This window comes from Microbacterium sp. Be9, assembly GCF_011754135.1.
Classification (GTDB): domain Bacteria; phylum Actinomycetota; class Actinomycetes; order Actinomycetales; family Microbacteriaceae; genus Microbacterium; species Microbacterium maritypicum_A.
Genome location: NZ_WNWT01000006.1, coordinates 314,678 through 340,492, shown reverse-complemented (window position 1 = coordinate 340,492; position 25,815 = coordinate 314,678). Strand labels below are relative to the sequence as shown.

Annotated in this window: 26 protein-coding genes; 12 read left to right on the top strand and 14 right to left on the bottom strand. The window is 69.8% G+C overall.

Annotated features, from left to right (window positions below):
• Positions 1-202 precede the first annotated feature (202 nt).
• Together GLO27_RS12475 and GLO27_RS12470 are read right to left on the bottom strand one after the other, a co-directional pair.
• Complete coding sequence (locus GLO27_RS12475; RefSeq protein WP_021201588.1) at positions 203-559, bottom strand: hypothetical protein; 357 nt, start codon at positions 557-559, stop codon at positions 203-205.
• Positions 556-1,206 carry an acyl-CoA synthetase gene (locus GLO27_RS12470; RefSeq protein WP_167255165.1) on the bottom strand — a complete coding sequence of 217 codons (651 nt, stop codon included), beginning with the start codon at positions 1,204-1,206 and terminating at the stop codon, positions 556-558. The genes GLO27_RS12475 and GLO27_RS12470 overlap by 4 nt, the downstream gene beginning before the upstream one ends.
• 305 nt (positions 1,207-1,511) lie before the next feature.
• Here GLO27_RS12470 and GLO27_RS12465 point away from each other — a divergent pair, with 305 nt between their 5' ends.
• Entirely contained in the window at positions 1,512-2,435 is a 924-nt protein-coding gene (locus GLO27_RS12465; protein ID WP_029260654.1) for a hypothetical protein, read from the top strand.
• On the opposite strand, the gene GLO27_RS12460 is transcribed toward GLO27_RS12465, so the two are convergent.
• Entirely contained in the window at positions 2,423-3,262 is an 840-nt protein-coding gene (locus tag GLO27_RS12460) for a sulfurtransferase (RefSeq protein WP_167255163.1), read from the bottom strand. The two genes, GLO27_RS12465 and GLO27_RS12460, sit on opposite strands and share 13 nt — an antisense overlap.
• 119 nt (positions 3,263-3,381) lie before the next feature.
• Between GLO27_RS12460 and GLO27_RS12455 the strand changes: the two genes are divergently transcribed.
• Positions 3,382-4,374, top strand: a complete 993-nt coding sequence (locus GLO27_RS12455; RefSeq protein WP_243844833.1) for a DMT family transporter — start codon at positions 3,382-3,384, stop codon at positions 4,372-4,374.
• Here GLO27_RS12455 and GLO27_RS12450 read toward each other — a convergent pair.
• Complete coding sequence (locus GLO27_RS12450; RefSeq protein ID WP_167255161.1) at positions 4,364-5,383, bottom strand: zinc-dependent alcohol dehydrogenase family protein; 1,020 nt, start codon at positions 5,381-5,383, stop codon at positions 4,364-4,366. The genes GLO27_RS12455 and GLO27_RS12450 overlap by 11 nt on opposite strands.
• Before the next feature lie 129 nt (positions 5,384-5,512).
• Here GLO27_RS12450 and ribA point away from each other — a divergent pair, with 129 nt between their 5' ends.
• The 4 genes from ribA to GLO27_RS12430 all read left to right on the top strand — a co-directional run bounded on the left by ribA (position 5,513) and on the right by GLO27_RS12430 (position 8,075).
• The gene (ribA, locus tag GLO27_RS12445; RefSeq protein WP_031208311.1) at positions 5,513-6,172 is read left to right on the top strand and encodes a GTP cyclohydrolase II; all 660 of its coding nucleotides are present in this window, start codon (positions 5,513-5,515) and stop codon (positions 6,170-6,172) included.
• 38 nt (positions 6,173-6,210) lie between these two features.
• The gene (locus GLO27_RS12440; RefSeq protein WP_021201581.1) at positions 6,211-6,684 is read left to right on the top strand and encodes a MarR family transcriptional regulator; all 474 of its coding nucleotides are present in this window, start codon (positions 6,211-6,213) and stop codon (positions 6,682-6,684) included.
• A 71-nt stretch (positions 6,685-6,755) separates the two neighbouring features.
• Complete coding sequence (locus GLO27_RS12435) at positions 6,756-7,682, top strand: helix-turn-helix transcriptional regulator (protein WP_167255159.1); 927 nt, start codon at positions 6,756-6,758, stop codon at positions 7,680-7,682.
• Between the two features lie 63 nt (positions 7,683-7,745).
• Positions 7,746-8,075 (top strand): helix-turn-helix transcriptional regulator, encoded by a 330-nt coding sequence (locus GLO27_RS12430; RefSeq protein WP_021201579.1) that lies wholly within the window; start codon positions 7,746-7,748, stop codon positions 8,073-8,075.
• 111 nt (positions 8,076-8,186) lie between these two features.
• Here GLO27_RS12430 and GLO27_RS12425 read toward each other — a convergent pair whose 3' ends face one another.
• The 3 genes from GLO27_RS12425 to GLO27_RS12415 all read right to left on the bottom strand — a co-directional run bounded on the left by GLO27_RS12425 (position 8,187) and on the right by GLO27_RS12415 (position 11,033).
• Positions 8,187-8,777, bottom strand: coding sequence for an ATP-dependent Clp protease proteolytic subunit (locus tag GLO27_RS12425; protein WP_029260660.1), 591 nt, complete (start codon positions 8,775-8,777; stop codon positions 8,187-8,189).
• Positions 8,774-9,388 carry an ATP-dependent Clp protease proteolytic subunit gene (locus GLO27_RS12420; protein WP_021201577.1) on the bottom strand — a complete coding sequence of 205 codons (615 nt, stop codon included), beginning with the start codon at positions 9,386-9,388 and terminating at the stop codon, positions 8,774-8,776. Before GLO27_RS12420 ends, GLO27_RS12425 begins: the two co-directional genes overlap by 4 nt.
• Before the next feature lie 217 nt (positions 9,389-9,605).
• Entirely contained in the window at positions 9,606-11,033 is a 1,428-nt protein-coding gene (locus GLO27_RS12415; protein ID WP_167255157.1) for a hypothetical protein, read from the bottom strand.
• Positions 11,034-11,247: 214 nt separating this feature from the next.
• On the opposite strand from GLO27_RS12415, the gene GLO27_RS12410 reads away from it, so the two are divergent.
• Positions 11,248-11,721 (top strand): hotdog domain-containing protein, encoded by a 474-nt coding sequence (locus tag GLO27_RS12410; protein ID WP_021201575.1) that lies wholly within the window; start codon positions 11,248-11,250, stop codon positions 11,719-11,721.
• A gap of 28 nt (positions 11,722-11,749) precedes the next feature.
• Here the strand turns inward: GLO27_RS12410 and GLO27_RS12405 are convergent, their stop codons facing one another.
• Positions 11,750-13,000, bottom strand: a complete 1,251-nt coding sequence (locus tag GLO27_RS12405; protein WP_167255155.1) for a PLP-dependent aspartate aminotransferase family protein — start codon at positions 12,998-13,000, stop codon at positions 11,750-11,752.
• Positions 13,001-13,112: 112 nt separating this feature from the next.
• Here GLO27_RS12405 and GLO27_RS12400 point away from each other — a divergent pair, with 112 nt between their 5' ends.
• Both GLO27_RS12400 and GLO27_RS12395 read left to right on the top strand, forming a co-directional pair.
• Positions 13,113-13,580 (top strand): Lrp/AsnC family transcriptional regulator, encoded by a 468-nt coding sequence (locus GLO27_RS12400; RefSeq protein WP_021201573.1) that lies wholly within the window; start codon positions 13,113-13,115, stop codon positions 13,578-13,580.
• A gap of 125 nt (positions 13,581-13,705) precedes the next feature.
• Positions 13,706-15,421, top strand: coding sequence for an AMP-binding protein (locus GLO27_RS12395; protein ID WP_167255153.1), 1,716 nt, complete (start codon positions 13,706-13,708; stop codon positions 15,419-15,421).
• A 2-nt stretch (positions 15,422-15,423) separates the two neighbouring features.
• On the opposite strand, the gene GLO27_RS12390 is transcribed toward GLO27_RS12395, so the two are convergent.
• Together GLO27_RS12390 and GLO27_RS12385 are read right to left on the bottom strand one after the other, a co-directional pair.
• Positions 15,424-15,867 carry a hypothetical protein gene (locus GLO27_RS12390; RefSeq protein ID WP_167255151.1) on the bottom strand — a complete coding sequence of 148 codons (444 nt, stop codon included), beginning with the start codon at positions 15,865-15,867 and terminating at the stop codon, positions 15,424-15,426.
• 145 nt (positions 15,868-16,012) lie between these two features.
• On the bottom strand, positions 16,013-17,485 hold the full coding sequence (locus tag GLO27_RS12385; protein ID WP_029260665.1) for an MATE family efflux transporter: 1,473 nt from the start codon (positions 17,483-17,485) through the stop codon (positions 16,013-16,015).
• Positions 17,486-17,640: 155 nt separating this feature from the next.
• On the opposite strand from GLO27_RS12385, the gene cycA reads away from it, so the two are divergent.
• Positions 17,641-19,110 carry a D-serine/D-alanine/glycine transporter gene (gene cycA, locus GLO27_RS12380; protein WP_167255149.1) on the top strand — a complete coding sequence of 490 codons (1,470 nt, stop codon included), beginning with the start codon at positions 17,641-17,643 and terminating at the stop codon, positions 19,108-19,110.
• A 109-nt stretch (positions 19,111-19,219) separates the two neighbouring features.
• Here cycA and GLO27_RS12375 read toward each other — a convergent pair whose 3' ends face one another.
• The 4 genes from GLO27_RS12375 to GLO27_RS12360 form a co-directional block, all read right to left on the bottom strand.
• Positions 19,220-19,672 (bottom strand): DUF2871 domain-containing protein, encoded by a 453-nt coding sequence (locus GLO27_RS12375; protein ID WP_167255147.1) that lies wholly within the window; start codon positions 19,670-19,672, stop codon positions 19,220-19,222.
• Between the two features lie 142 nt (positions 19,673-19,814).
• Positions 19,815-20,438, bottom strand: coding sequence for a response regulator transcription factor (locus GLO27_RS12370; protein WP_029260668.1), 624 nt, complete (start codon positions 20,436-20,438; stop codon positions 19,815-19,817).
• Positions 20,435-21,742: a sensor histidine kinase gene (locus GLO27_RS12365; protein ID WP_167255145.1), complete on the bottom strand. Its 1,308-nt coding sequence runs from the start codon at positions 21,740-21,742 to the stop codon at positions 20,435-20,437. Before GLO27_RS12365 ends, GLO27_RS12370 begins: the two co-directional genes overlap by 4 nt.
• Positions 21,708-23,852, bottom strand: coding sequence for an MMPL family transporter (locus GLO27_RS12360; RefSeq protein ID WP_167255143.1), 2,145 nt, complete (start codon positions 23,850-23,852; stop codon positions 21,708-21,710). The genes GLO27_RS12365 and GLO27_RS12360 overlap by 35 nt, the downstream gene beginning before the upstream one ends.
• A 230-nt stretch (positions 23,853-24,082) precedes the next feature.
• Here GLO27_RS12360 and GLO27_RS12355 point away from each other — a divergent pair, with 230 nt between their 5' ends.
• Complete coding sequence (locus GLO27_RS12355) at positions 24,083-25,069, top strand: aldo/keto reductase (protein WP_136024706.1); 987 nt, start codon at positions 24,083-24,085, stop codon at positions 25,067-25,069.
• A gap of 30 nt (positions 25,070-25,099) precedes the next feature.
• Positions 25,100-25,753 (top strand): YigZ family protein, encoded by a 654-nt coding sequence (locus GLO27_RS12350; RefSeq protein ID WP_167255141.1) that lies wholly within the window; start codon positions 25,100-25,102, stop codon positions 25,751-25,753.
• Positions 25,754-25,815 lie beyond the last annotated feature (62 nt).

Sequence of the window (25,815 nt, the reverse complement as noted above, 5' to 3'; positions counted from 1 at the left end):
GTGCGGTCTCGCAACCGGTCGTGGATGCGGGGCGCGTCAGAAGTCAGTGTCCGACACGAGACATCGGATGTCTAGAGACGATTGTCCAGAGGGTACGCCGAAAGTACCGGAGATCCGCGCGATTCAGAACGCCTGACGCGCTCTTTAATCGGATGTTAGAGGATCCCGTCGACGAGCAGATCCGCCGCTCCTGCGGAGCGCGTCAGGAGGACGCCGGGCGGCCGGAAGCCTCGGAGTCAGGGCTCTCCCCGTCGGGCTCCGGGTCGTACAGCACCGGACGATCGATCGTCTTGGTGACGTCGGACGGATCGACAGCGAGGATGAGCATCGCCAGGATCAGCAGCGTCACGATGAACGCCCCACCGCCGACGACGAGCCCCAGCGCGATCGGGGTCAGCCCGTCGTAGGTGCCGTCGGCGATCGACGCGTTCACGCGTGCGGTGAAGGCTCCGGTCGAGACCAGGGTGACGACCATGGCGAAGACGCCGCAGCCGAGCGCGATGAGGAGCAGGTGCAGGGGCCGCAGAATGTCCCGGCGGGTGGGCTTCTCGTCGCTCATCGCTCTCCTCCATGCTCCGCGGGGGCGGCGCTGTCGTTCGATTCGGACACCGTGGCGACGGCATCGACCTGCTTCGGCGTGAGGCCGGCGATGCCGAGGAAGACCGCGACGATCGCCGCATAGCCGCCGAACATGCCGACGCCGAGGATGATCCCGGAGAGGACGAACGTGCCGGCCTTGTCGATCGTGTACTCCTGCAGGAACCCGGCCGGGATCAGCAGCAGGGCCACGCCGAGCAGAACACCTAGGCCCCCGACGGTGATCGCATCGCGCGACAGCATTCCGCCGGTGCGCCGGGAGCGGATGCCGGCGAGCAGCTCGATGCCGCCGCTGACGATGGCCCAGGAGGAGACGATGATGAAGAACAGGTCGTCGGAACGCCACACCGGGATTCCGCTCACCATGCCGGCGACGACGCCGACCGCGGCGAGCAGGACGTACGACCAGCGTGAGCCGGCGGGGAGCACCAGCCAGGCGGCGAGCACCTGGACGAGAGCGGTGATGAGGACGAAGCCGCTGAACACGGACAGGCCGACGGCGGCGGAGTGATCAGACGAGAACGTGATCATCAGTGCAGCGACTGCGGCGAACAGGGCGCGCAGCAATTGCACGTGGCGCATGGTGAATGCGCGAGCAGGGGCAGACATGACGGTCCAGAGTCCTCCGGGGTGTTGCTCCCAGTCTACGCGGGGCGGCGGAGCCGCAACGCCGGGAGCCCTGCGGAGGGAGGATTCGTGAAGCCCGGCTGATCTCCCCAGATCGATTGCCGGGCTTCACGACATACGCAGCAAGGGGGGCATCACTGCGTCAGGCCGGTGATCGCAGGGTCGGGCACCCTGCCTGCGAAGACGGCCAAGTGACCCCACATGCCCACCCGGTCCCCTGAGGTACGCGCGTGCGGTCGTATGCTCACTCTAAGGCGCTGATCTTCACATACCGGAGGGGATCTGTGATGAGTTTCGAAGATGACGCGCGCAGAGCCGAACCCGATGACTTCGCGAACGCCCTGCGCGACGCGATAAACGCGAAGCCGGTGACGCTGTCGTGGCTGCAGCGTCAGCTCAAGGCGCGCGGGAACCGCGTGTCGATGGCCACGCTGAGCTACTGGCGATCCGGCGCGCGACGGCCGGAGGGGGCGCAGTCGCTCGCCGCGCTCAGCGACATCGAGGAACTCCTCGGACTCGACACGGGGGCGCTGAGCAGACTGCTCCGATCGACGAACCGCACAGGTCCGCTCGGACCCAACCAGTTCCCGATCGACGAGGAAGAGCTCGAGTTGGCGGTGATCGACGCCTTCCGCGCGCTCGGCGCCTCCTACCCCGACACCTCCCGCGAGCTCACGACGCATTCGGTGACCGATGTCGGCGCGGACGGCAACGTCGCATTCAGCATCACGCGCAGCATCGTGCAGTCCACGGTCGGCACGATCACGGCGATCCCCTTCCTCGAGATCACCCCCGGGGTGCGCACCCCCGCACCTCTGCTGAAGGCGGTGGCAGGGGGCCGGATCGCCGCGCGCTATTCCCACCCCGACGGCGAGGTGCACGGGGTGCTGTTCGAGCTCGATGTGCCGCTGACCGCGCCGGAGACGGCGATGGTGGAGTGGTCGGTGGAGTACCCGCCCGACTACCCCGCGACGCGCGACACCGGCCACGCCCTGGCGCAGAAGGCCAGAGAGCTGCTGGTGTGGACACGCTTCCATCCGGACGCGATCCCTGACTGGTGCGAGGAGCACCTCGAGACACCGGACGGCGTCATCATGACGCCGCTGCCGCCGCCCCGGGGAACGTCGGTGCATCTGGTGCGCCGGGCTTTCGGCCCCGGCGCCCTCGGATTGCACTGGGGCTATGGCCCCCGGGAGGATCAGCCGGGCTGATCTCCGGTCGCGACCGGTCGGCCGGGGGTGTTCGACCACTGGCTCCACGACCCGGGGAAGACCTTCGCCTCGATGCCGACCTCATGCAGGACCAGGGCGGTGTGCGCGGCCGTCACGCCGGAACCGCAGTATGCCGCGACGGCCGTGCCCGGCGTGACGCCGACCTCGGCGAAGTTCGCCAGCACGGTCTCCCGGTCGAGGATGCGGCCTGTGGCGTCCAGATGCAGCAGGGTGGGCAGGTTGCGTGCGCCGGGGATGTGTCCTGCCGCGGGATCGAGCGGCTCGGTCTCGCCGCGGTAGCGTTCGGGGGCCCGCACATCCACCAGGACACCGGATGCCGGGAACGCGGCGGCCTCGTCGATCGTCAGCGCATCCGCACCGATCTCCGTGAGGACGACATCGCCACGATCCGGCGCCACATCATCGGTCGCGACGGCGAAGCCCTCATCCTTCCACCCGCGGATGCCGCCGGCGAGCACCCGCACATCGACGCCGGCCTGACGCAGCAGCCACCAGGCACGGGCGGCCGCGATCCCCTTGAAGTCGTCGTAGGCGACCACCGTGTCGCCCGCACGCACGCCCCACCGACGCGCCGCGTCCTGGAGGGTGGCCGTCGACGGCAACGGGTGCCGTCCCTCCGACGGCTCGCCATGGGTGGAGAGCTCGGTGTCGAGCGCGGCGAACACGGCGCCCGGGATGTGCCCGGTGAGGTAGTCGTCGTGCCCGGCCTCCGGACGATCCAGGCGCCACCGCACGTCGATCACGCGCACCGGTGCACCCCGGGTCAGCAGGTCGTTCAGTTCGACGGCACTCACGAAGTCGCTCATGCTGCGAGGCTACCGAGTCGGCGGCGGCGTCCGGTGCGTCATCGTCTTCTTCCGTCACGATCCGAGCGACGGGTCCGGCGCACTAGGCTCGATCCGGCAACGTCGAGAAAGGGCCAACGATGCCCTCTCGTCTCCGCTGGATGCGGTTCCGACCGCAGGAAGCCGCGCTCATCGCGATCACCGCCGTCTGGGGCGGCACGTTCCTGCTCGTGCATTGGGCGATGGAGCACTCCGGACCCTGGTTCTTCGTCGGCATCCGGTTCCTCATCGCGGGACTGATCAGCGTCGTGATCTTCCGACGCGTGCTGCGCGGCATCCGCTGGCGCGATGTCGGCGCGGGCGTCGCGATCGGGGTGATGATCTACCTCGGCTACGGCCTCCAGACGCTGGGGCTGCAGACCATCGACAGCAGCACCTCGGCCTTCATCACCGCGATGTACGTGCCGCTGGTGCCGCTGGCGCAGTGGGCCGTGTTCCGCAAGCGCCCGCCCGCCATGGCGTTCGTCGGGGCGGGTCTGGCCTTCGTCGGGCTGCTGTTCATCGCCGGCCCCGACGCCTTCGCGCTTACTCTCGGCGCAGGCGAGATCACGACCATGATCAGCACGCTGCCGATCGCCGCCGAGATCATCCTGATCAGCCTCTTCGCCGGGAAGATCGACCTCGGACGCATCACCGTGGTGCAGCTGCTGACCGCGGGAGCGCTGGGACTGCTCACGATGCCGGTGGTCGGCGAGGACGTGCCGGAGTTCTCGTGGATCTGGGTCGGCTGTGCGGTCGGCCTGGGGGCGGCGAGCTGCCTGATCCAGTTGACGATGAACTGGGCCCAGAAGTCGGTCTCCCCCACCCGCGCGACGATCATCTACGCCGGGGAACCGGTGTGGGCAGGAGTCATCGGACGCATCGCCGGTGAACGCCTGCCCGCCACCGCGCTGATCGGAGGGGCGCTCGTCGTGCTCGGCATCCTCGCGAGCGAGTTGAGGGTCGTGCGGCGCAGGGCACAGCCACACACATCGCCGCAGGCTCGGGAGGAGAACCACGCCATGGGCGGAGAATCTCCTGTCGAATCTCCGCCCGACACGGAGATCTCCGCCCGCCGCGAGGTCACACCGTGAGCAGCACCTTCGTGGCACGGCGCTCGTCCATGGCCCGATAGCCCTCGGCGGCTTCTTCGAGCGGAAGGGTGAGGTCGAACACCTTGCCCGGGTCGATCTTCCGGTCCCAGATGAGCTGGATCAGCTCGGGGAGGAAGCGGCGCACCGGAGCGGGCCCGCCGTGCAGGTGCACGCCGGAGTAGAACAGCTCCTCGCCGGGCAGCGCCACGTCGTGAGAGACGCCGACGAAGCCGACGTGACCTCCGGGGCGGGTGGAGCGGATCGCCTGCATCATCGATTCCTGGGTGCCGACGGCCTCGATCACCGAATGCGCACCGAGACCGTTCGTGAGTTCCTTGATGCGGGCCACTCCCCCATCCCCGCGTTCGGAGACGATGTCGGTCGCGCCGAACTCGCGCGCCAGCGCCTGCCGATCGGCGTGCCGACTCATCGCGATGATGCGCTCGGCACCGAGCTCCCGTGCGGCGAGGATCCCGAGGAGACCGACCGCGCCGTCGCCGACCACGGCGACGGTCTTCCCCGGTCCGACCTCGGCGGCCACGGCTGCGAACCATCCCGTGCCGAGGACGTCGGACGCGGCGAGCAGTGAGGGGATCAGATCGGCGTCGGGCCGGCCGGGCGTGACGACCAGCGTGCCGTCGGCGTGCGGGACGAGCGAGTACTCGGCCTGCGTGCCGTAGCGCCCCATCGGCACCACGTGCACGCAGCGGGACTGGTACCCCGCCTGACAGATCTCGCACGTGTTGTCCGACGCCATGAAGGATCCGACGACGAAGTCGCCGACCCGCAGCGTCTGCACTTCGGTGCCGATCTCCTCGACCACGCCGACATACTCGTGCCCCATCGGCGCGTGGTCGACGTCGTTGGCACCGCGGTAGGGCCACAGGTCCGAGCCGCAGATGCAGGTCGCGGCGATGCGGATCACCGCATCGGTCGGCCGGGAGATGGTGGGCTTCTCGCGCTCTTCGACCCGGACGTCTCCGGGGGCGTGCATGACTACTCCGCGCATTCGTGTTGCTCCTTCTGTCGCGTGGACTCCAGTCCACACCGAATCCCTCGCGGATGGGAGGTTCTGACGGAGCCCCTCCGAAATCCTGGGATCCGGGAATAGTCCGCCGAACGCCGCGTTGCACCCGACATGATTGAAACTTCAACCGTCGCTCCGGTCGCCACGGAACGCACTCGCGTCCGCGTGCCGCTGCGCTTCGGCGACGGCTTCTCCACGACCGCCGACGTGGTCACCTTCGACGGCCTCGTCGACGGCCGCGAGCACCTGCTGCTCGGGCTCGGCGACTGGCGCGCCGCACTCGAACGCGCGATAGACGGCGGGGACGCACCGCTCGTCCGTCCGCACAGCGAATGCCTCACCGGCGACGTGTTCGGCTCCGAGCGCTGCGACTGCGGCCCCCAGCTGCGCGAAGCCGTCGAGCGCATCGCCGACGAAGGCGGGTTCCTGCTCTACCTCCGCCAGGAGGGCCGGGGCATCGGCCTGTACGCCAAGCTCGACGCCTACGCGTTGCAGGACGCGGGCCTCGACACGTACGAGGCGAACGTCGCCCTGGGCCACGGCGAAGATGAGCGCGACTACACGGTGGCCGCCCAGATGCTGAACGCGCTGGGCGTCGACGGCATCCGCCTGCTGAGCAACAACCCCGACAAGGCCGTGCAGCTCGAAGCGCTCGGCATCCGCGTCACCGAGCGCGTGCGCACCGAGGTGCACCTGTCCGAAGCGAACACCCGCTACCTGCAGGCGAAGCGCGACCACACGGCGCACACGCTCGACCTGTCGGCAGCGTGACACCCGCGGGATACCCGAGTGACACCCAGGAGGACAGCATGACGGCGGAGCAGCAGCATCCGCGTCGCCTCGACGACACCGAGATGGAGACCTGGCTCCCCGTCATCCGGTTCGTCCAGCTGCTGCCGCAGGTGCTCGATCGCACGCTGAAGGAAGAGGTCGGGCTCAACCACGCCCGATACGCGATCCTCGTCACCCTGGCAGGTCAGGGTGAGAGCGCCGTCACCATGACCGAGCTCGCCCGCATCGCCGGCCTCAGCCGATCCCGCCTGAGCCACGCTCTGGATTCTCTCGAGGAACGCGGCTGGGTCACCCGCACCTCGTGCGGGTCCGACAAGCGCACCCTCTCGGCCGCACTGACTCCGGCCGGACGGGAGATGCTGCGCACGGCCGCCCCCGTGCACGTCGAGCAGGTGCGGGAGCTCGTGCTCGATCCGCTCACCGCACAGGAGCGCGAACAGTTGGGGGCGATCCTCGGCAAGCTGCTGCCCGGGGTGACCGCGGCACTGTGAGGCGTCGCGGATCGGTCACCGGTACCGCCAGTACCTCCCTCCACGGTCGCTGAGCGCGTACCGTCGAAGGCATGGACACCCGCAGCGAGGTGCGCGAGTTCCTCTCCACGAGGCGCGCACGCATCACCCCCGATCAGGCAGGCCTCCCCGCATTCGGGGGCAACCGCCGCGTACCGGGCCTGCGCCGCGAGGAGGTCTCGCTCCTCGCGGGTGTCAGCGTGGACTACTACACGCGGCTCGAGCGCGGCGACCTGTCCGGCGCGTCCGACAGCGTACTCGACGCCCTCGCCCGCGCGCTCCAGCTGGACGAGGCCGAGACCGCGCACCTGTTCGACCTCGCCCGCACCGCGAACGCCTCGCCGGTCGCACGCACGCCGCGGAAGAAGGCCACGGAGCTGCGTGCGAGCATCCTCCGCCTGCTCGATGCCATGACCGAGGCGCCGGCGATCGTGCGCAACAACTACTTCGACTACCTGGCCGCGAACGCCCTGGGCCGTGCCCTCTACGCGCCGGTGTTCGCGCAGCCGCAGCCCAACAGCGCCCGCTTCGCGTTCCTCGATCCGGCGGCGCAGGAGTTCTACCCGGAGTGGGACCGCAACACGCAGGAGCTCGTCGCGGCGATGCGCGGTGAGGCCGGCCGCAATCCGTTCGATCGGAAGCTCACCGATCTCGTCGGCGAGCTCTCGACGCGGAGCGAGCGGTTCCGCACCCTCTGGGCCGCCCACAACGTGCGCTTCCACCGCACGGGCGTGAAGCGCATCGCGCATCCGATCGTCGGAGAGATGGAGCTGACCTACGAGGCGTTCGAGCTGCCGGCCGACCCGGGACTCCACCTGTCGACCTATACCGCCGAGCCGGGCACGGCGTCGGCGGACAAGCTGCGGATGCTCGCCAGCTGGGCGGCGACGGATGCGGCCGCATCTGTCGCCGCGGAGCCCGAGCCCGCTCCCGATCGCACTCCCACTCCCGATCACACCTCGGGGCGCGCAGACTGCTGAACCACGGTTCTGCTCTGAGCAGAACCGCTCGAAGCCGCCGGATGCCGCGGATTATCGTGAGGCATGGCCGACATCCTCGCATTCCCGCGCACCCCTCGCTCCGAACGCCCCCGCCCGAGCGATCCCGAGCCCCTGTGGAGACACCTGCTGGGTGACCAGCTGCGCCGCCGACGTCACGACCGCGAGGAGACCCTCTCCGAGACCGCCGACAAGGCCGGTGTCTCGCCGCAGTACCTCTCCGAGGTCGAGCGTGGATTGAAGGAGCCGTCGAGCGAGATGATCGCCGCGATCGCCGGAGCCCTCGACACGAGCCTCGTCGAGCTGACGAGCGACGTTGCCGACAGTCTGCGATCGACGGCCCCTTCGCGTGGCGCGTTCGCCCTCGCCGCGTGATCCCGGAGCCGTCATCTGCATGATCGACGGACGGATGCATGACCACAGGCACCGCATCGGTCATGCAATCGTCCGCCGCTCATGCATCCGTCCGCGAGCCCGGAAGGCAGATCAGCTCCGCGCTCCCAGCACCGTGTCGACCAGCCCGTAGTCGAGGGCGGCGGCGGCGGTGAACACCCGGTCGCGATCGGTGTCGACCCGGAGCTCCGCGACCGTCCGGCCGCTGTGCCTGGCCAGGATCTCCTCCATGTCGGAGCGCACCCGCACCACCTCGTCGGCCGCGAGGATCAGGTCGGGGATCGCACCCCGGGACTGTCCGGCCGGCTGGTGCAGCACGATGCGCGCATGGGCGAGGGCGGCCCGCGCCCCCGGATCTCCGGCAGCGACGAGGAGTGCTGCCGGTCCGATGGCCTGCCCGACGCAGGTGGTCGCGACGCCGGGACGGATGTGCTGCATGGTGTCGTAGATCGCGAGCGCTGCGCCCGGATCGCCGCCCTCGCTGTTGATGTAGAACTGGATGCCGGATTCGGGGCTGTCCGCGTCGAGATGCAGCAGCTGCGCGATGAGGGCGTTCGCGACCCCCGCATCGATGCCCGTGCCGAGGTAGATGACCCGCTCCGCGAGCAGGTGCGAATAGACGTCCATGATGCGCTCGCCTCGGGGATGCTGCGCGATGACGTTCGGGATCGTGTAGCCGCTCATGCGTCCGCCCCCAGTCCGACGCGCGCACGTCGTCGCGGCATCACCTCGGCGATCGAGGCCACGATGCCGTCGATGAAGCCGTAGTCCTGCGCCTGCACCGCGGTGTACCAGCGGTCGTGAAGGGAATCCTCGAAGATGCGCGCGATGGGCTGGCCCGTGTCGTCGGAGATGAGGCCGAGCACGGTGTCGCGCATATGCCGCAGGTCGTCGGCCTGCGTCTCGAGCTCGCCCGCGGATCCGCCGATGCCCGCGGAACCCTGATGCATCAGGATGCGTGCGTGCGGCAGCGCCCGCCTCTTGCCGGGGGTGCCGGCGGAAAGCAGGAACTGTCCGGCGCTGCAGGCGAGTCCGAGGGCGAGGGTGGCGACGTCGTTGGGGATCAGCCGCATGATGTCGCGGATGGCCAGCATCGACGGCACGGAGCCGCCGGGCGAGTGGATCCACAGCGCGATGTCGGCGACGGGGTCCTCGGCCGACAGCGCGAGCAGCTGGGTCATCAGCAGCGTGCCGTTGTCGTCGTCGAGAGCACCGTCGAGCACGAGCACCCGCTCGTGGAACAGTGCGCGCCGGGCTTCGGGACCGAACTGCGGGATGGGGTTGTCTTCGCTCATGCCCCCAGCCTCTGTCGCCCCGCGGGCGTGCGGAGCGGATTCTGCCCTGGGCGGCTCTGCCGTGAGCGGATGCGGGCAGATGCGAGCGGATGCGAGCGGATGCGGGCAGATGCGCGCGGATGCGGGCAGATGCGAGTTCCTGGGCGGATGCCGGTGGGGAGGCATCCGCCCAGGCCCTCGGGTGGGGATGGAGGCGGGTGGGGTGAGCGGACGCGGATCAGGCGGCGAGGGCCAGCGAGCGGCGGTGGGAGATGCGGTGACCGACCCAGAAGCCGATCGCGATCAGCCCGGCCAGGGCGATGCCGAGGATCCACGGCAGCATCGAGGGCGCGGCCCCCGCGGTGGCGGTGGCGAGGGTGTCGGAGCCGTCGGCGATCAACCCGTTCCCCGCGGCGAGGTCGGCGGCCCCGGCCTCGAGCTTGTCGCCGCCGTCCGCGAGATCGCCGGAGCCGTCCGCGACCGTCGCCGCGCCGGCGGAGAGCTTCTCGATGCCGATGTTGAGGTCGCCGGCACCGGCCTGCAGCGCACCGACGCCGGTGGCGAGCGTGCTGGCGCCGTCGTTCAGGCGGGTTGCGCCCGCGCTGAGGTTCGCCGTGCCGGAGGAGAGGGAGGAGGCCCCGGTGGAGAGCGTCTGCAACCCGGCGGCCAGCGTGGCGGCGCCGGCCGAGAGCTGCGACGTGCCGGAGTGCAGGGACTGCGCGCCCGCGACGAGGGCCGGCGCCCCCTGGGGAGCGACCAGCGCCACGGTGCCCGGCCACTTGTTCGCGACGTCGCCGTTGATGAGGCCGTTGACCCCGGCCGTGACCTTCGCCGACCCGCCGGCGGCGGCGACGAGCCCCTGGGCGAGGTCGGACCCCTTGGCCGCCACGGGAGCCATCGCATCGACCTCTTGATCGACGCCGGCAGCCAGTTCGGCGAGCGCCTTGAGCTGCAGGTTCTGCTCGTCGGCGGCTGACATCGTGGCGAGCGCGTCGGCAAGCTGCTGCGAATGCCCTGGCGCCGTGGATGCCACTCCCTGCAGGAGGCTCTTCGCTTCGGGCTGCGCGAGAGCGATCACGTTCGCGTCGACCTTCGTGCCGAGCGTGCCGCTGAGCGCGCTCGCACCCGCCAGTACCTGCCCGGCGTACGCGTGCGCTCCGTTGACTCCGGCGGCCAGGGTCGACACTCCCGCTGCCAGCGTCTGCGCCCCGGCATCCGCCTGCGCCATCTTCGTCGAGAGCTCCTGAGCCCCGGCGAGCGCGCTCTGGGCTCCCCCGCTGACCTTGCCGGCACCGGCTGCCGCGGTCGATGCGCCGGCGGCGAGGCTGCTCGCGCCGTCGGCCAGGCTCATGGCACCGCTCGCCGCCGTCGTGGCCCCGTCGCTCAGCTTCTGGGAGCCCTCCTGCGCGCTGGCCGCGCCCGCGGAGAGGACACCTGTCCCCGTGGCGAGCTGCGACGCACCGGCCGAGAGGTCTGCGGCACCGGCAGCGAGGTCGGCCGATCCTTCTTTCGCGGACGTCGTTCCGTCGGCGAGCTCGGAGGCACCGGCGGCGATCTTGCTCGTCGTCGCGAAGAACAGGATCACCATCGCGGCCAGCAGCAGGCTGAGCACGATCACGGCGATGCGCATGCCGATTCCGTGCGAGTGGGGCGTGGTACTCGTCATTGAGGACTCCCGGGGTCAGTGGCGTCGTTGCCACCGGCGACTGTATGGGCACCCCGACTCGCGACCCCCGGATTTGCCGCTCGAAACCAAGTCTCAGCACCGATGAAACTCAGTTTCTTGTGGCTAGTGCACAAACGGGGGTGCCAGGCCCCTGTGCCCTGCGCGAAAAGGGGCCGTAACATCGCGGACTCACGACCCGCCTAGCCTCGTGCCCATGGCGAAGCAGAAGGCACCGGCGTGGCAGTGGTCGGAGGACGGACTCAATTTCCGCACGCGCAAGTGGGTCCGTCCGGAGGACCTCAACGCGAACGGCTCATTGTTCGGCGGCAGCCTGCTGAAGTGGATCGATGAAGAAGCGGCGATCTATGCGATCGTCCAGCTCGGCAACTACCGTGCCGTCACCAAGCACATCTCGGAGATCAACTTCGAGGCCTCGGCCGTGCAGGGCGATCTGATCGAGATCGGCCTGCAGGCCACGCACTTCGGCACGACGTCGCTCACCATGCGCGCGGTGGCCAGGAACATGATCACGCGCAAGCGCATCCTCACGATCGAGAAGATCGTGTTCGTCAGCCTCGACGACGATGGGGTGCCGACCCCGCACGGCTACACGGAGATCACCTACGACCGCGACCGGATGCCGACCGAGCGCATCGCCACCGGCACGATCCGACTCCCCTCCCTCTGATCCGCCACAGGAACGCCGAGCCACCTCCTCAGGCGCGAACTGCCCCCCGGTGTGCCGCGCGCGAGGAGGTGACCCGGTCGGAGAGGGGCGCGTCGACCTCGAAGGCCGGAACGCCGGCGAACGCCTGGGCGAGGTCGGCGATGAGGTCGTCGACATCCTCCAAGCCGATCGACAGACGCAGCACGTCGGCTGCCGGACGCGCTTCGGGAGGGACAGGCCGATGCGTGAGCGCCGCCGGATGCTGGATCAGCGAGTCCACTCCGCCGAGCGACACCGCGTGCGTGAACAGTGCGGTCGCGGTGGTGACCGCAGAGGCCGCGGCGAATCCGCCGCGCATGCGCATCGCGATCATCGCGCCGGTGCCGCGCATCTGCCGTTCCAGGATGCCGCGCGGGTCGCCGTCGAGTCCCGGATAGAACACCTCGGCGACCTCGGGTCGATCGATGAGCCACTGCACGATCCGCCGCGCACTCTCCTGCTGGTGCCGCACCCGCACGGGGAGAGTCGTGAGGCCGCGGTGCAGCAGATAGGCCCCGAGGGGATGCAGCAGCCCTCCCGTCACCGCCCGCACGCGGCGCAGAGCCTCCGCCGTCTCCTCGCTGCACGCGACGACGCCGGCGATCACATCGCCGTGCCCGCCCAGGTACTTGGTGGCGCTGTGCAGAGACATCGCCGCCCCGAGGTCGATCGGATTCTGCAGCACGGGGGTCGCGAACGTGTTGTCGACGACGACCGGCACCGTGCCGGCCTGGCGCACGACGTCGGCGATGTCGGCGATGTCGAGGGTGGGGTTCGCCGGGGTCTCCACCACGACGAGGCCGGTGTCGGGGCGCACGGCCGCAGCGACCTCGTCGGGGTGACAGTAGGTGGTCTCGACGCCGAGCAGGCCGGAGCCGAGCAGATGGTCGGTCCCCCCGTAGAGCGGACGCACCGCAACGACGTGGCGCGCCCCGGTCGCTCCCGTGTGCGCCAGGATCACGGCCGTCATCGCGGCCATGCCCGAGGCGAAGGCGACCGCGGCCTCGGCGTGCTCGAGCTCGGCGAGTGCCTCCTCGAAGCGGGCGACCGTGGGGTTCCACAGTCGTGCGTAGACCATGCTGCCGTCCGCCGGAGGACGCCCTCCCGTCGCCATGGCCTCGTACGAGTCGCCGCCGCGCTCGATGTCCGGGAGCGGGTTCGTGGTCGACAGATCGATCGGCAGCGCGTGGACCCCGAGCCCCTCGAGGTCGGAGCGGCCGCCGTGGACGGCGACGGTGTCGGGATGCAGCGATGCAGTCATGACTCCACGTTGCCGGAATCACGATGAAACCGCAGGAACTCGACAGAAGCCGCCAGGAATTCGACGCTGAACGCTATTCTGTGCAGGATCCGAAGGGCAAGGAGGCCACCCGTTGGCGAAAGCGCAACTCGACGAGACCGACCTCGAGCTGCTCGCGGTCCTCAGCCGCGACGCCGAGACGACGAACAAGGCGCTCGCACATCGCCTCGGCCTCGCCGAGTCGACCTGCGCACATCGGGTGCGGGCGCTGCGCGAGCGCGGAGTGATCCGCGACACGCGCATCCGCGTCGACGGGGCCGCTCTGGGTTTCCCGCTGCAGGCGATCATCAAGGTGCGCCTGGCGAACCACACAGGAGACAAGGTGACGGCCCTCTTCGATGCCCTGGTCGACATCCCGCGCGTCCTTCAGGTGTTCCACGTCGCCGGCGTCGACGACTTCCTCGTGCATGTGGCCGTGCAGGATGCGACGGCCCTGCGCGACATCGTTCTCGAGCACATCACGGTGCACCCCGTCGTGCGCGGCACCGAGACCCAGCTCGTGTTCGAACTGCGCGACGGACCGGGAGTGCTCTCCACCTGACCCTTCCGGTCGCACTTCGTGCCGTCCGATTCCGTTTCAGACGGCACGAAGTGCGACCGGAACGAGCGGAGCGTCGGTGCGTGCGCGAGGATGGAAGGCACGCCAGCCAGGAGCAAGGGAGCACCATGAGCCGCAGCGCCACCGCCGCCACGCACACCGTCCGCGAGATGCGGGACTTCCTCTTCGCGAACGCCACCGACTATGCGGCGGCCCGCGACGGATTCGTCTGGCCGGAGGTCGACGAGTTCAACTTCGCGTTGGAGTGGTTCGACGTGGTCGCGAGCGAGAACCCCGACCGCCCGGCGGTTCAGATCGTCGAGGCCGACCTGAGCCTGCGCTCCTGGACCTACGGGCAGCTCTCGGCGCGATCCGACCAGGTCGCCTCCTGGCTCCGCACGCTCGGCATCGGTCGCGGCGACCACGTGATCGTGATGTTGAACAACACGATCGAGCTGTGGGAGGTGATGCTGGCGATCACGAAGATCGGCGCCGTGTCGATCCCGACCTCGACCCTGTTGTCGGCTTCGGACCTCGCCTACCGCGTCGAGCACGGACGCGCGCGGGCGGTCATCACTCTCGGAGCGCTCGCCGATCGCCTCGACGACATCGATCCCGGCATCCTGCGCATCGGCGTCGGCGACGACATCTCCTCCGGCTGGGCACGCTTCGCCGATTCCACCGCCGCTCCGGCGGGTTTCGCGCCCGACGGTCCGACCCCCTCGTCCGACACCGCGCTGCTCTACTTCACCTCGGGCACGACGAACCGCCCGAAGCTCGTGCAGCACACCCACGCCTCCTACCCGATCGGGCACCTGTCGACCATGTGGTGGCTCGGGGTGCGCCCCGACGACGTGCACCTCAACATCTCCTCCCCCGGCTGGGCCAAGCACGCGTGGTCCAGCTTCTACTCGCCGTTCCTGGCCGAGGCCACCGTCTTCGTCTACAACTACGCCCGCTTCGACGCGAACACGCTCATGCAGGTCATGGACACCCACCACGTGTCGACGTTCTGTGCGCCGCCGACGGTGTGGCGCATGCTGATCCAAGCCGATCTCGCCCGGCTCACCCGCCCTCCGCGCGAACTGGTGGGCGCGGGCGAGCCCCTGAACCCCGAGGTCATCGACCGGGTGCGTGACGCCTGGGGCGGGACGATCCGCGACGGGTTCGGTCAGACCGAGATGACCGCGTGCATCGGCAACTCCCCCGGCCAGGCGGGCAAGGTCGGCTCGATGGGACGCCCGTTGCCCGGTTATCCGGTGGTGCTGCTCGACCCGGTCACCGGCGCAGTCACCGAGGGGCAGGGCGAGGGTGAGATCGCGCTCGATCTGTCGCAGCCGCCGCTCGGGCTCATGGCCGGCTACTACGACGACCCGGAGAAGACCGCGGAGTCACGGACGGGCGGTTACCACCACACGGGCGACATCGCCGTGCGCGACGACGACGGCTATCTCACCTATGTCGGCCGCTCCGACGACGTGTTCAAGGCTTCCGACTACAAGATCTCACCCTTCGAGCTCGAGTCCGTGCTGCTCGAGCACGACCTCGTGATCGAGGCAGCGGTGATCCCGAGTCCCGATCCGACGCGCCTGGCGGTGCCGAAGGCCTACATCTGCCTGACCCCGGAAGCTCCGGCCGTCGGTTCGGATGCGGCGCGCGCGATCTTCGCCCACGCGCACGAACGGTTGTCATCGCATCTGTGGGTGCGGATCATCGAGTTCGTCCCCGAGCTCCCCAAGACGATCTCCGGCAAGATCCGACGCGTCGAGCTGCGGGCACGCGAAGCCGCGCGGGTGCAGTCCGGCGACGAGGCCGGGCAGCACCGTGACCGTGACTACCGCTGAGGTCAGCGCACGACGGCGATCGTCGCCGTCGCCGGCCCGGTCTTCGTGAGCGCAACCTTCGACGTCGCTGCGACGGGCGTCTTCGACGTCGCCGTGACGGGCGTCTTCGACGCGGGAACCGCCTTCGGCAGCTCCTCGACCGCGCGGTCGGCACGTTCCACCCCGGCCGCATTCACGATCGCGCGCACGACGCTCCCGACGATCAGCATCGCCGTCAGCGCCGCGCATGCCACGATCAGCGGCGTCCACTCGCGCGCGAAGGACGCCGCGAAGCTCATCAGCGCGCCCACGATCCACAGACCCACCGCGCCCCCGGCGAGCCCACCGGAACCCCGGACGATCGCGACCGCCGCGACGATCGCGAAGATGACGGCGAGCGCCGCACCCACGTAACCGATCGGCACCATCACCGCAGCCAGATCACTGGCCATTCTCAATGTCGTCATGACGACCCCCCGTCAGTGGTTACTCCACTCATTCGACATTAGAAGTGTCCCCCGGAATGGGCATCCGCCTCAAGTGCGACTCGCATCATCCTGAAGGCGGATATCTGTACGGACCGGCACAGTCGGAACGACAGCGGCGCGGCTGTCAGCGACGACGTGGCCAACGCAGGCGGCGCGCCCGCACGACCCGCACCGGCTGGGTGACGACCGCGTCCACGACCATCGACCCGTCGGTCGGTCCGACGATCGCGATGGCCGAGGTCTCCGTCGCCTCCGCGGGGTCGATGGGCAGCCGTCCGAGAGCGCGGTGGGCGCGGATGTACGCGGGGACGAGCAGCACGATCGCTCCGAGCCAGGCGAGCGGGTTGCTCAACGCGACACCGTCGAATCCGATCCATGCCCCCAGCACGATCGCCGCGCCCACGCGCATCACGAGCTCGATCACGCCGGTCACGGTGGGCACGAGCGTGTGACCGAGTCCCTGAAGAGCGCCGCGCAGCACGAACAGCATGCCGAGCGCCCAGTACCCGCAGCCGTTGATGATGAGCATCCGATGCGCGTCGTCGACGACGACGTCGGATCCTTCGCCGATGAACAGGCGCACCATCGGGGCGCCGAATGCGACCAGCAGGGCACCGAGGACCACACCGGCGGCGACCGCCATCCAGGTCGCCTCGACCACACCGCGACGGATGCGGTCGGGCCGACGACCGCCGTGGTTCTGCGCCGCGTACATCGAGACGGCGAGGCCGAGAGACGACAGCAGGGCGACCGCGAGGCTGTCGACGCGCGAGCCCGTGGTGTAGGCCGCGACCGCGTCGGCGCCGAGGGTGTTCAACGCGACCTGCACCGTGAGCGTGCCGATCGCGATGATCGACGCCTGGAACCCCATCGGCAGGCCGAGTCGCAGGTGCTCGGCGATGTCGTCACGGGTGATGCGCCAGTCGGCTCGGCGCAGGTGGAGCATCGGCAGCCGCCGACGCACGAACTCCAGGCACAGTGCCACCGAGACGGCCTGAGCGACGACCGTGGCGAGCGCAGCTCCCCCCACTCCCCATTCGAGGGGCCCGACCATCAACACGACGAGGCCGACGTTGAGCGCACACGACACGGTCAGGAACACCAGCGGCGTCTTCGAGTCGCCGATCGCACGGATGATCGCGGACAGGTAGTTGAAGAACATCGTCGCGCTCGCGCCGAGGAAGCTGATCTGCGTGAAGATCGTCGCCTCGGCCATCAGCTCGGGCGGCGTCTGCAGCAGCGACAGGATCGGGCCGGCGAGGAGGGGCGCCCCCACGGTCAGGATGACGCTCGTGATGGCGCTGAGCAGTACGCCGGTCGCGACCGATCGGCGTACTGCCGCGTCGTTCCTCGCGCCGAATGCCTGGGCGATCGGGATCGCGAAACCGCTCGTCAGCCCCCAGGCGAACCCGAGCAGCAGGAACAGCAGGCTTCCGGTCGCTCCGACGGCGGCGAGCGAGGTGACGCCGAGATGACGACCGACGACGATGGCGTCGGCGAACTGGTAGAGCTGCTGCACCACGTTGCCGAGCAGGAGCGGGATGGAGAAGGCAAGGATGACGCGCCACGGACGGCCCGTGGTGAGGGAGGTGGCCATGAAGGAGCGGCTCGCAGAACTGAGGGGATGATCGGGGGTGCCACCAGCTTATCGAATCGATTCGGCGGGCCGGAAGACCGGAACTCGATTCTGGACTCGGCGCCTCCTCCAGGTACCGTCGGACGGCAACCGTCGACGAGGACCGGAGGAAGAAAGTGACGAAGCAGTACACGGGGGGAACCGGACGCGAGCGCGACACCGCCGCGGAAGGAGAGGAACAGCATCTGCGGCGAGCGCTGAGCAACCGCCACATCCAACTGCTCGCGATCGGCGGGGCCATCGGCACCGGGCTGTTCATGGGCAGCGGCAAGACCATCTCGGTCGCGGGCCCCTCGGTGATCTTCGTCTACATGATCATCGGCTTCATGCTGTTCTTCGTCATGAGGGCGATGGGCGAGCTGCTGCTGTCGAACCTGAAGTACAAGTCGTTCAGCGACTTCGCGAGCGACCTGCTCGGCCCGTGGGCGGGCTTCTTCACGGGGTGGACCTACTGGTTCTGCTGGGTGGTCACCGGCGTCGCCGACGTGATCGCGATCGCGGGATACACGGATGCGCTCATCCCCGGAATCCCCCTGTGGATCCCCGGCGTGCTGGTGATCGTCATCCTGCTCGCCCTGAATCTCCCGACCGTCGCCGCGTTCGGCGAGATGGAGTTCTGGTTCGCGCTGATCAAGATCGTCGCGATCGTGGCGCTCATCATCACCGGACTCGTGATGATCTTCACCGGATTCCAACACGACGCCGGCACCGCGAGCTTCTCGAACCTGTGGGACAAGGGCGGCATGTTCCCGCACGGATTCATGGGTTTCGTCGCGGGCTTCCAGATCGCGGTGTTCGCGTTCGTCGGCATCGAGCTCGTGGGCACCGCAGCGGCGGAGACCAAGGACCCGAAGCGCAACCTGCCCAAGGCCATCAATGCGATCCCGATCCGTGTGCTGCTGTTCTACGTGGGCGCGCTCATCGTGCTGATGGCGGTCACCCCGTGGACCGAGTACGTCGCCGGCGAGAGCCCGTTCATCGCGATGTTCGCCCTCGCCGGACTCGGCATCGCCGCGACGGTGGTGAACCTCGTGGTGCTGACCTCCGCCATGTCGAGCGCGAACTCCGGCATCTACTCGACCTCGCGCATGGTGTTCGGTCTCGCACAGGACGGCGACGCCCCGCGCATGTTCGCCCGCCTCTCGCGCCGCCGGGTGCCGCAGAACGCCCTGTTCCTGTCGTGCATCCTGCTGCTCTCCGGCGTGGTGCTGCTCTACGCGGGCAAGGACATCGGCACCGCGTTCGACATGGTGACCACGGTCTCGGCCCTGTGCTTCATGTTCGTCTGGACGATCTTCCTGTGCAGCTACCTCGTGTACCGCCGCACCCGCAAGGACAAGGTCGCCGCGTCGACCTTCCGACTGCCCGGCGGTGTGTTCATGGTCTACGTGGTGCTGGCGTTCTTCGTGTTCATCCTGTGGGCGCTCACGACCCAGCCCGACACGCTGACCGCGCTGCTCGTGACGCCGATCTGGTTCGTCGTGCTGCTCGTGGCCTGGCTGTTCGTGCGCCGCTCCCCGAACCACCTGGCCCGGCACGCGGCGCACATCGCGCACCTCCGCGACGACTCGGTCGAGGCGGACTGACTCCGGCCTCGGGCGGTCTCTGTTCACAACTCAGGAACTTCGTCGGGCACCGGACCGGATCACGGGGACACGGCTGTCCGGCCCTGACGTTCCTGAGTGGTGAACGCCGTCAGGCCGAGACGGCCGGGGCGGCCGCAGCCGGGGCGGCGGGCTTCGTCGCGAACAGACGCTTCCGCAAGGCGAGGAACAGCAGCACCATACCGGCGCTGAGCAGGATGTGGCCCAGCCCCGCGATGCCCGCGATCATGCTCGACGACTCCTGCCCGAGCACCGTGAGGCAGCCGTGCCAGATCATCATGGCCGACGTGAGCACCAGGCCCGCGTTGTACAGCCAGAAGAACCAGCCGAACAGGCGGCTCTCGGAGAGCGCGAACACCTTCTCGAGGAGCAGGACGATCAACAGCACGATGAAGCCCAGCACGAGCAGGTGCGTGTGCACGAGCCCGAGCTGCGTCGCCTCCCCCTCGGGGAAGCCGTTGATCTTGGTGAACTCTCGGTAGAAGAGTCCGGAGGCGACGCCCGCGATCATGGAGGCGAACGCGGCGGTGAAGAGTCTGCGCATCGGGAATCCTTTCGGTCTGATTCCAGCCTCGGCGTCGCGGCCGTTCCGGGGATCCATCGAACGGTTGACAGGGTCCGGCCCCGCACACGCGGCCCGCGCCAGCGGGCGACTCGGAGCAGACCGGACTCGGAGCAGACCGGACTCAGAGCAGACCGGACTCGCGTGCAATGGCGATGGCACGCGCCCGGTTGTCGGCGCCGAGCTTCTCGAACACGTGCACGAGGTGGGTCTTGACGGTGGCCTCCGTCACGAACAGCGTCTTGGCGATCTCGCGGTTCGACGCCCCGGTGTCGAGCAGCCGGAGCACCTCCAGCTCACGGCCCGTCAGCCGCACCCGCGGCGCGCGCATGACCTGCACCACCCGCTCACTGAGCTCCGGGCTGAGCACGAGTCCGCCGGATGCGGCCTGCCGGATCGCACGCACGATCTCGTCGGGGGCAACATCCTTGAGCAGGTACCCCGCCGCTCCCGCCTCGATCGCACCGAGGATCTCGGCGTCGCGATCGAATGTCGTGAGGATCAGGACGGCCGGGGCCGGATCCTGCGTGCGCAGGGCGGCGGTCGTCTGCACGCCGTCCATGCCCTCACCGAGCCGCAGGTCGCACAGCACGACATCGGGATGCAGGTGCCGAGCGAGAGCGAGCGCCTCTTCTCCGGACGCCGCCTCACCGACCACCTCGACGTCGTCACGATGGTCGAACAGCGAGCGCACACCGGCGCGGACGATGGGATGGTCATCGACGAGCAGCACGCGCACCGGGGTCATCCCTGTTCTCCGTTCCGTCGCCCCTGAGCGGCGCGGCCCAGAGGGATGTGCGCCGAGAGCGCGGTGCCGTCGCCCGGGGCGCTCTCCACATCGAGCCCTCCGCCGAGCTCCCGCAGGCGCGCACGCATCGAACGCAGTCCGTAGCCGCCGCCGCGGCTGCCGACGCCGCCCTGGGCGTCCCAGTGCCGGGCGTCGAACCCGATCCCGTCGTCGACGATGTCGAGGCGCACCGCATCGCCCGCATCGGCCAGGGTGACCACGACACGGGAGGCCGATGCGTGGGAGCGGACGTTCGCGAGGGCCGACTGCGCCGTCCGCAGCAGGGCCACCTCGGCATCGATGCCGAGCGACGGCAGGTCGTCGTCGGCGTGCAGAGCGGCCTCGATCCCGGTCTCCTCGGTGAGGCGCTCCAGCATCCGGGCGAGGGCGTCGCCGAGCGCCGTCGACTCCAGCTCCGCCGGCGCCAGGGCGTTCACGATGCGCCGAGCATCCGCCATCCCCTCCGCCGCCAGGGCGCCGATCTGCTCGAGAGCGCGCGTGCGCTGCGACGGATCGTCGACCTCCAGGGCCGAACGCGCGAGCATCCCGATCGACGACACGCTCTGCGCGACGGTGTCGTGGATGTCGCGCGACACCCGGGTGCGCTCGGCCGTCGCCCCCGACTCGCGCTGGGTGCGGGCGAGCTCGTCCTGCAAAGCTGCCATCTCCTCCTGGGTCGCAACCAGCGAGGCGATCAGCCGACGGCGCTCGCGCCCGTCGCGGACGAGCTCGAGGTACCCGCGCGAGATCCCCAGCGCGAAGACGCCGCCCACGAGGGGACCGATCACGTTCGCGTAGGTCGTGGTGCCGGTGTGCAGCAGCGGAGCGGTCACCACCACGGCGAGGACCACGCCGCTGAGCAGCAGCGCCCACCGCAGGCGCATCACGAATCCGGCGAGCAGCCACAGCGGGAAGGCGAGCCACACGAACTCCGGCGAGACCACGACCGCGCCAAGCCAGATGAGGGTCAGCCCGAGCAGCCACCAGGTCGCGAGGCGACGGTCGGCGGTGCGTTCGCCGAGCAGCAGACCGCCGCCGTACCAGCCGAGGAAGACGAGCGAGAAGGCGAGGACCCACGGCAGCGGCACACCGTCCGCCGCGGCACGCCACGCACCGACCACGAGCAGCACGACCGTGATGACGGCCTGACCGATCCGGATGGAACCGACCAGGCTCGCCCACGTGCGCGGCGCGCGGATCCCGGCCGCGGAATCGACGCGGCCGGAACGCTCAGTCCGCGTCTGCGGAGATGGCGACTGCGGCATCTTCGTATTCTCCCCCGTGCGGCCGGTGTCCGTGTCGATCCGCGTGTCGATCCCCGCGGGATCCCGCGCCCCCGGCCTTCCGCGGCCACCACATCCGCTCGCCGACGATCGCGAAGATCGCCGGGACCACCAGGGTGCGCACGACGAAGGTGTCGACGAGCACGCCGATCCCGACGATGAGGCCGATCTGCCCGAGCGTGACCAGGGGCAGCAAGCCCAGCGCGGCGAACACGGCCGCGAGCACGACACCGGCGCTCGTGATCACGCCGCCCGTCGCGGTGAGGGCGCGCACCATCCCCTGCCGCGTGCCGACCGTCCGTGCCTCCGTGCGCGCGCGATGGACGAGGAAGATCGTGTAGTCGATCCCGAGCGCCACCAGGAACAGGAAAGACAACAGGGGCACCTGGAGGTCGAGCGCGTCCCACCCGAACACGACCCTGCTCAGCCAGGTGCCGGCGCCGATGGCCGCGACCGCGCTGAGGATGTTCACCGCGAGCAGCAGCACCGGCGCCACCAGGGAGCGCAGCAGCACGATCAGCACGAGCAGGCTGACGGCGAGGACGAGCGGGACGACCAGCAGCAGGTCGCGCCGATTGCCCTCGCGCGCATCGAGATCCGCCGCCACCGGACCACCCACCACGGCGTCGGCATCCGGCACTGTCTGCACGGCCCCTCGAACCGCGCTCACCAGGTCGAGGCTCGCGGGCGTTCCGGGCGCCGGCTCACCGACGACGAGCAGACGGGTGAGCGCTCCGTCGCTGCTCTCCCCGGTCGCCGATACCCGGAGCACACCCGGCACGTCGTCGATCGCGGCGACCAGCGCATCGGCCTCCGCCGTATCGCCGATCACGATCATCGGCTGCGCCTCCCCGGCCGGGAAGTGATCGCCGAGCACCGTGAGACCTGCGGCCGACTCGGACACGACACGGAACTTCTCGACCTGGGTGAGCCCGACGGACGCTCCGGCGAGCCCACCGGCGAGAACGCCGAGCAGCGCGAGTCCGCCGACCAGCGGCACCCACGGGCGCCGGGAGACGCGTTGAGCCACCGCACCCCACACGCGGCCCGTGGCCGCGACATCGCCCACGCGCGGCGCGAACGGCCAGAACAGTCGACGGCCGCACACGGCGAGCGCCGGTGGCAGCACCAGGAGCACGGCGGCGAGCGCGATCAGCAGGCCCACGGCAGAGGCGATGCCGAGCCCGCGCGTTCCCGGGATCACCGCGAGGGCGAGAGTCGACAGCGCCAGGACCACGGTGACGTTCGAGGCGACGATCGCGGGGGCGGTGGCACGCCAGGCGGCGACCAGGGCGCGGCGATGATCGGTCTCGCGGGCGAGTTCTTCGCGGTAGCGCGAGATGAGCAGGAGGGCGTAGTTCGTTCCGGCACCGAAGACGAGCACGCTCACGATCCCGGAGTCGAACTGCAGCCCGAGCCCGGCGCCGATCGCCGCGGTCGCCTTGTTGGCCAGCTGATCGGCGAGGGCGACCACGATGAGGGGGATCATCCACAGCACGGGCGAGCGGTACGTGACGATGAGCAGCAGAGCCACGATCCCGAGGGTCACCATCAACAGCGTGAAGTCCGCGCCGTCGAACGCGGAGGCGACGTCCACACCGAACGCGGGCCCGCCCGTGACCTGCACGTGCATCCCGGTGAGGGGGTGCTCGGCCACGGTGTCGCGCAGACCGTGCACGGCGTCAGCGGCGGCGTCGTCGTCGTCGTCGTCCAGGGTCAGCGTCGCCTGGATCACCACGGCCTCGCCGTCGTCGCTGACGATCGGACCGTGGGGGGCGTGCCCGGTCTCCGCTTCGACTTCGCCCGAGAGCGCACCGAGGGCGGCGAGGTCGGCATCGCTGAGCTGTGCGTCGTCGTCACGGGAGGCGACCAGCAGTACCGTGTGCTCGTCCGCGTCGGGGAACTGCTCGGCGAGGAGCGCGGCCTGCGCGGATTCGGAATCCGGCGGAGCCACGTCGTTGCCTGCCGGGACCGATGCCCGTCCGAACGCGCCGAGGAGGGCGGTGAACGCGACCGCCGCGATCAGCAGGGAGATCCATCCCCCGCGACGAGAGGTGAGCCACAGCGGAAGGGAGCGGAGGGTGCGGAGCATGACTCCAGTCCAGCCGCCCTCACCCTCGACCGGATCGCGCAGGGGGCGGAGACGGGTCTCCACCCTTCGATGGATCCGCGCGGCGCGCAGGAGGGTCCGGCAGCGGCCTCCTGCCGAGAGAGGGGCTCCCGTCAACGGGGTTCCACCAGACCCTCCCCCGTCGCCGCACGTGCGCGTAGCGTCGGGTCCAGGCCGCCGATCCGTCCGCGGCCGCGACGAAAGGACCACTCATGCACACGCGCACTCTCGGACAGGGCCTTCAGGTCTCCGCGGTCGGACTCGGCTGCATGGGCATGTCACAGAGCTACGGCCCCAATCCGGGTACCCGCGACGACATGATCGCGGTGCTGCGCTCGGCGGTCGATCACGGCGTCGACTTCTTCGACACCGCCGAGGTGTACGGACCGTATGTGAACGAGGAGCTCGTGGGCGAGGCACTCGAGCCCATCCGCGACCGGGTCGTGCTCGCGACGAAGTTCGGGTGGGATATCCAGGACGGCAAGAGCGTCGGCCTGAACAGTCGACCCGAGCAGATCCGCCGGGTAGCCGAGGCATCGCTGCGGAGTCTGCGCTCCGACGTGATCGACCTCTTCTACCAGCACCGTGTCGATCCCGATGTGCCGATCGAGGACGTCGCCGGCACGGTCGGCGAGCTGATCGCCGAGGGGAAGGTGCGCCACTTCGGGCTCTCCGAGGCGTCGGCCGAGACGATCCGCCGCGCGCACGCCGTACATCCCGTCACCGCGCTGCAGAGCGAATACTCCCTGTGGACCCGCGACCCCGAGGCTGAGATCCTGCCGGTGCTCGCCGAACTCGGCATCGGATTCGTGCCGTTCAGCCCGCTCGGCAAAGGTTTCCTGACCGGCACCGTCGACACCGCGTCCGACTTCGCGGCCGGCGACATCCGCGCCACGATTCCGCGCTTCACGGCAGAGAACCGGGCCGCGAACCAGGCGCTCGTGGCGCACGTCGCGCAGTTGGCCGCCGCCAAGGACGCCACGGCCGGCCAGATCGCGCTGGCCTGGCTGCTCGCCCAGCAGCCGTGGATCGTGCCGATCCCCGGCACCCGGCGCACCACCCGCATCGCGGAGAACGCCGCGAGCACGGCCGTCGCACTCTCGGCCGACGAGGTCGCCGACCTCACTGCCCTCGCGACACGCATCGGCGTGAGCGGTGACCGCTACAACCCGCAGCAGATGGCGTTCGTCGATCGTTGAGCCTCCCGCGGCATCGGTATCGTGAGGCGGGTGACCGCCGCCCGCAGCTACCCCGCGACCATCGCGTCTGCCGTCGAGCATGAGACCGTCATCCGCAAGTCACGCTTCCTCACGCGGATCGAGCCCGTCACCTCGGTCGAGCAGGCCGAGGCCGTGATCGCCGGCATCCGCAAGAAGGCGTGGGATGCCAACCACAACTGCACGGCGATGGTGACCGGTCTGCTCGGCGATCAGGCGCGGTCGTCGGATGACGGCGAACCGTCCGGCACCGCGGGCATCCCGATGCTCGAGGTGCTGCGTCGGCGCGGACTGACCGACGTGGTCGCGGTCGTGACACGGTACTTCGGCGGGGTGAAGCTCGGAGCGGGTGGCCTGGTGCGTGCCTACTCGTCAGCGGTGTCGGAGGCACTCGACCTGGCCGCGCTCGTACGGCGAGCGGCGTTGCGCCAGGTGACGTTCGAGGTGCCGCACGCCGACGCCGGTCGCTACGACAACCTGCTGCGCGAATGGGCGGCGCATCACGGCGCGACGCTCGGCGAGCCGACCTACACGGCGACAGCCACGCTCGAGCTGTGGGCACCGGAGCCGGAGCTCGCGCACCTCACGGACGACCTCGCCGCCGCATCGGGCGGCGGGATCGCACCCGTTCTCGGCGTGGAGCGCATCGTCGACGTGCCCGCCTGACCCCCCCGGCATCGGGAGAACCACAACGGCCGCCGGATATCCTGGATGCCGCGGTCGCGGAG

Bases quoted from the DNA above. Each gene is read 5' to 3' on its own strand.
- GLO27_RS12470 (WP_167255165.1), bottom strand. From the start codon at position 1,206: ATGTCTGCCCCTGCTCGCGCATTCACCATGCGCCACGTGCAATTGCTG.
- GLO27_RS12390 (WP_167255151.1), bottom strand. From the start codon at position 15,867: ATGACGACATTGAGAATGGCCAGTGATCTGGCTGCGGTGATGGTGCCG.
- GLO27_RS12370 (WP_029260668.1), bottom strand. From the start codon at position 20,438: ATGACCCCGGTGCGCGTGCTGCTCGTCGATGACCATCCCATCGTCCGC.
- GLO27_RS12375 (WP_167255147.1), bottom strand. From the start codon at position 19,672: ATGCGCAGACTCTTCACCGCCGCGTTCGCCTCCATGATCGCGGGCGTC.
- GLO27_RS12410 (WP_021201575.1), top strand. From the start codon at position 11,248: ATGGCGAAGCAGAAGGCACCGGCGTGGCAGTGGTCGGAGGACGGACTC.
- GLO27_RS12365 (WP_167255145.1), bottom strand. From the start codon at position 21,742: ATGCCGCAGTCGCCATCTCCGCAGACGCGGACTGAGCGTTCCGGCCGC.
- GLO27_RS12420 (WP_021201577.1), bottom strand. From the start codon at position 9,388: ATGAGCGAAGACAACCCCATCCCGCAGTTCGGTCCCGAAGCCCGGCGC.
- GLO27_RS12360 (WP_167255143.1), bottom strand. From the start codon at position 23,852: ATGCTCCGCACCCTCCGCTCCCTTCCGCTGTGGCTCACCTCTCGTCGC.
- GLO27_RS12440 (WP_021201581.1), top strand. From the start codon at position 6,211: ATGACGGCGGAGCAGCAGCATCCGCGTCGCCTCGACGACACCGAGATG.
- GLO27_RS12460 (WP_167255163.1), bottom strand. From the start codon at position 3,262: ATGAGCGACTTCGTGAGTGCCGTCGAACTGAACGACCTGCTGACCCGG.
- GLO27_RS12450 (WP_167255161.1), bottom strand. From the start codon at position 5,383: ATGCGCGGAGTAGTCATGCACGCCCCCGGAGACGTCCGGGTCGAAGAG.
- GLO27_RS12385 (WP_029260665.1), bottom strand. From the start codon at position 17,485: ATGGCCACCTCCCTCACCACGGGCCGTCCGTGGCGCGTCATCCTTGCC.
- GLO27_RS12425 (WP_029260660.1), bottom strand. From the start codon at position 8,777: ATGAGCGGCTACACGATCCCGAACGTCATCGCGCAGCATCCCCGAGGC.
- GLO27_RS12455 (WP_243844833.1), top strand. From the start codon at position 3,382: ATGCCCTCTCGTCTCCGCTGGATGCGGTTCCGACCGCAGGAAGCCGCG.
- ribA (WP_031208311.1), top strand. From the start codon at position 5,513: ATGATTGAAACTTCAACCGTCGCTCCGGTCGCCACGGAACGCACTCGC.
- GLO27_RS12405 (WP_167255155.1), bottom strand. From the start codon at position 13,000: ATGACTGCATCGCTGCATCCCGACACCGTCGCCGTCCACGGCGGCCGC.
- GLO27_RS12435 (WP_167255159.1), top strand. From the start codon at position 6,756: ATGGACACCCGCAGCGAGGTGCGCGAGTTCCTCTCCACGAGGCGCGCA.
- GLO27_RS12430 (WP_021201579.1), top strand. From the start codon at position 7,746: ATGGCCGACATCCTCGCATTCCCGCGCACCCCTCGCTCCGAACGCCCC.
- GLO27_RS12395 (WP_167255153.1), top strand. From the start codon at position 13,706: ATGAGCCGCAGCGCCACCGCCGCCACGCACACCGTCCGCGAGATGCGG.
- GLO27_RS12355 (WP_136024706.1), top strand. From the start codon at position 24,083: ATGCACACGCGCACTCTCGGACAGGGCCTTCAGGTCTCCGCGGTCGGA.
- GLO27_RS12475 (WP_021201588.1), bottom strand. From the start codon at position 559: ATGAGCGACGAGAAGCCCACCCGCCGGGACATTCTGCGGCCCCTGCAC.
- GLO27_RS12465 (WP_029260654.1), top strand. From the start codon at position 1,512: ATGAGTTTCGAAGATGACGCGCGCAGAGCCGAACCCGATGACTTCGCG.
- GLO27_RS12415 (WP_167255157.1), bottom strand. From the start codon at position 11,033: ATGACGAGTACCACGCCCCACTCGCACGGAATCGGCATGCGCATCGCC.